At 61.5% G+C, this 3,202-nt stretch carries 3 protein-coding genes; all 3 read right to left on the reverse strand.

Annotated elements, in window-relative coordinates; translation table 11 throughout:
• The coding region (locus L0H65_RS17075) for an RluA family pseudouridine synthase (protein ID WP_301460428.1) at positions 1–1,026 on the reverse strand (1,026 nt) is incomplete at its 3' end.
• Entirely contained in the window at positions 1,023–1,400 is a 378-nt protein-coding gene (gene crcB / locus L0H65_RS17080; RefSeq protein WP_301460430.1) for a fluoride efflux transporter CrcB, read from the reverse strand. The genes L0H65_RS17075 and crcB, both read right to left, overlap by 4 nt.
• Before the next feature lie 50 nt (positions 1,401–1,450).
• Complete coding sequence (locus L0H65_RS17085; protein ID WP_301460429.1) at positions 1,451–2,761, reverse strand: replication-associated recombination protein A; 1,311 nt, start codon at positions 2,759–2,761, stop codon at positions 1,451–1,453.
• Positions 2,762–3,202 lie beyond the last annotated feature (441 nt).

Here is a 3,202-nt window from a genome sequence, read left to right on the forward strand (position 1 = left end):
GGCGGGCACGTCGTTCACGCCCCAGTCGAGCGCTTTCCAGGTCTGTGCCATGTGGTCGGGCAGTGGGGCGGTGAAGGTCATCATCGCCTTGGTAATGGGGTGCTCAATGGTCAGAAAGCGGGCGTGCAGATGCAACTTGCGGCTGACCTCACCGCCGATCGAGGCACCCCAGCCGTCGCCAAGGTTTTCCGACCCCGAGCCGCCATATTTGCCGTCCCCCAGAATCGGGTGACCAAGCTCTGCCATATGGGCGCGAAGCTGGTGGGTGCGCCCGGTAACCGGTTCCAGCGCCATCCATGACAGGCGGCTGCCCAGAAACCACAGGACGAAAAAATCGGTCTGGGCGCGCTTGGCTTCCGGGTGGTCGGCCATCTTGGCGGGGTGGATGCAGAGCATCTTTTCCCCCTCACCGCCCCGGCCCCGGCCCGGCGCCTTCATCAGCCCGTATTTGATCGACCCCTTGCGCGGGTTCGGCACGCCCGCCACCGCCGCCCAATAGATCTTGCGGGTATTGCGATGGCGCAATGCCTCTGACAGCGCCCGCGCCACGCGGTCAGTCCGCGCCAGCATCAGCAGGCCAGAGGTGTCCTTATCCAAGCGATGCACCAGCTTCGGGCGGTCCTTGTAACCAAATTTCAACGCCTCGGTCAGGCCGTCAACATGGCGGTCCCCTTGGCCGGAGCCACCTTGACTTGGCAAGCCCGGCGGCTTGTTGATGATGATCAGGTGTTCGTCCCTGAAGACCACGCAATCCATGATCATCTTGGTATCGGCCGCCGAAACCCCATCCCGCAGCGGGCGCGAGGGTGCGTCGCCGGTTGGCAGTGGCGGCACCCGGATTTCCATCCCCGGCGCGACTCGGTCTGCGGCTTTTGCCCTGCCGCCATCAACGCGGACCTGGCCGGTGCGGCACATCTTTTCAACAGCGCCTTGCGTCAACTGCGGAAACCGGCGCTTGAACCAACGGTCCAGCCGCTGCTCCCCCTCATCAACCGAGACGGTCAGAAGTTTCACTGCATCCTTCATGCCAACACCCCACGCGTCGCCAAAGCGCCGGCGACCAATGCGGCGATGGACAGAAGAACCGAACCTGCAACATAAGCCCCGGCGGTGCCAATCTGCCCACGTTCCCAGATGGTGAACACATCCAGCGAAAAGGCTGAAAACGTCGTGAAGCCGCCCAGAACTCCGGTCATCAGGAAGGGCGCCAGGCGCGCGCCACCCTTTTCCGCCAGCACCACTACCAGCACCCCCATCAGGAACGAACCGACGATGTTCACAAACAGCGTGCCATAGGGAAAGCCCGGCCCAATCATGCGCATCACCGCAACATTGGACAGATAGCGACCCGACGCCCCGATTGCGCCCCCAAGCGCGACTTGAAGAAGTGTTGTGATCATCGCCGCTATCTGTGCCGAAGGGGTGGTTTTGTCAACCACCACGGCGCCCCCTATTCCGAATGCCGCTTGGCGCGCAGCTTGGCAAAATAATCAATACGCTTTTTCAACTCCCGCTCAAACCCACGTTCGGGCGGTGCGTACCAGACGGGCCGCTTCATCGTATCCGGGAAATAGTTCTGCCCGGAAAAGCCATCTTCGGCGTCGTGGTCATAGGCGTAACCCGCGCCATAGCCAATCTCCTTCATCATCTTTGTCGGCGCGTTCAGGATATGCTTGGGCGGTGGCTCCGACCCGGTTTGTTTGGCGGCCGCACGCGCCGCCTTATAGGCAACATAAACCCCGTTGGATTTCGGGGCGAGCGCCAGATAGACCACCGCCTGCGCCAGTGCCAACTCCCCCTCCGGGCTGCCAAGCCGTTCATAGGTTTGCCAGCCCTCAAGGCAAATCCGCTGCGCCTCGGGGTCGGCAAGGCCGATATCCTCCACCGCCATCCTCGTGATCCGGCGCGCGAGAAAGCGCGGGTCTTCACCGCCTTCGAGCATCCGCGCGAACCAGTAAAGGGCGGCATCCGGATCGGACCCGCGCACCGATTTGTGCAGGGCAGAAATGAGGTTGTAATGTTCCTCGCCCGATTTGTCGTATTTCGCCGCGCGGCGCATCAGGCGGGTCGCAAGTTGGTCGCGCGTCAGATGTTCTTCAACCTTCCATGCCGCGACCTGCTCAATCAGGTTCAACAGCGCCCGGCCGTCGCCATCGGCCATTTCCAGCATCGCCTCGCGCGCCTCTCCCTTCAACGGCAAGGCGCGTCCCAACTCCTTCTCCGCGCGCTGCGCCAAAAGCTCCAGATCGGCCAAGGTCAGACGTTCCAGCACGATCACCTGAGAGCGGGATAGCAACGCGGCGTTCAATTCAAAGCTGGGGTTTTCGGTGGTCGCACCGACCAAAAGGATGGTGCCATCCTCCATATACGGCAGAAACCCATCTTGCTGCGCCTTGTTGAAACGGTGAATCTCATCCACGAACAACAGCGTGCCTTTGCCGTTCTGCCGTCGGATGCGCGCTGCTTCAAAAACTTTGCGCAGATCGGGAACGCCGGTGAAAATTGCGGAAATCTGGACAAATGACAAATCGGTTTCATCTGCCAGCAGCCGCGCAATGGTGGTCTTGCCAACCCCCGGCGGCCCCCAGAACACCAGCGACGACAGCGATCCCGCCGTCAGCATCGCGCCCAACGGCCCCTCTGGCGACAGGACTTTGCCCTGCCCCACCACCTCAGCCAGTTTGCGCGGGCGCAAGCGGTCCGCGAGTGGACGCGGGCCATTGCCTTGCTGCGTGGGGGTTTGATCGAAAAGGTCAGCCATAGACCAAGGTTACCCGTTCGCGGCTGCCTTAGGAAGCGGTCTTGCGTTGATTACAAACGGATCATCTGCGCGGCCCGTATCAACTCGACCCAACACTCGGTAGCCACCCTGCGTGGAAACCGCCTCAATCCGAAGCCTGTTCAATCGCGGTTACGTTCCGCGCCAGGATCACATCGCCCGTCGCCATCTCCGCTCGGATAAACGGTCCCGCTCTCACCGTGATCACCGCTCGAGGTGTTGATTGCGGCACTTCCTGTGCCGAAATCAGATTTCGCAGGACGCAATGCGACACCGCCGACAGAGCCGTGACGCGAAACGCCCGATATCCTTCCTCATCGGCGGCCGTCGTCGATAGAGTTTATCGACGACGGCTCTGCAATGACCCAACCCCACGCAAGATCAGTGCATTTTTGCAGCCATGTTGATACTGACGCAAACGCA

Source organism: Pseudorhodobacter sp. (assembly GCF_030452865.1).
Taxonomy (GTDB): domain Bacteria; phylum Pseudomonadota; class Alphaproteobacteria; order Rhodobacterales; family Rhodobacteraceae; genus Pseudorhodobacter.

What these genes read in the sequence shown, in the direction of transcription:
- crcB (WP_301460430.1), bottom strand. Translation starts at nt 1,400, where the DNA reads ATGATCACAACACTTCTTCAAGTCGCGCTTGGGGGCGCAATCGGGGCG.
- L0H65_RS17085 (WP_301460429.1), bottom strand. Translation starts at nt 2,761, where the DNA reads ATGGCTGACCTTTTCGATCAAACCCCCACGCAGCAAGGCAATGGCCCG.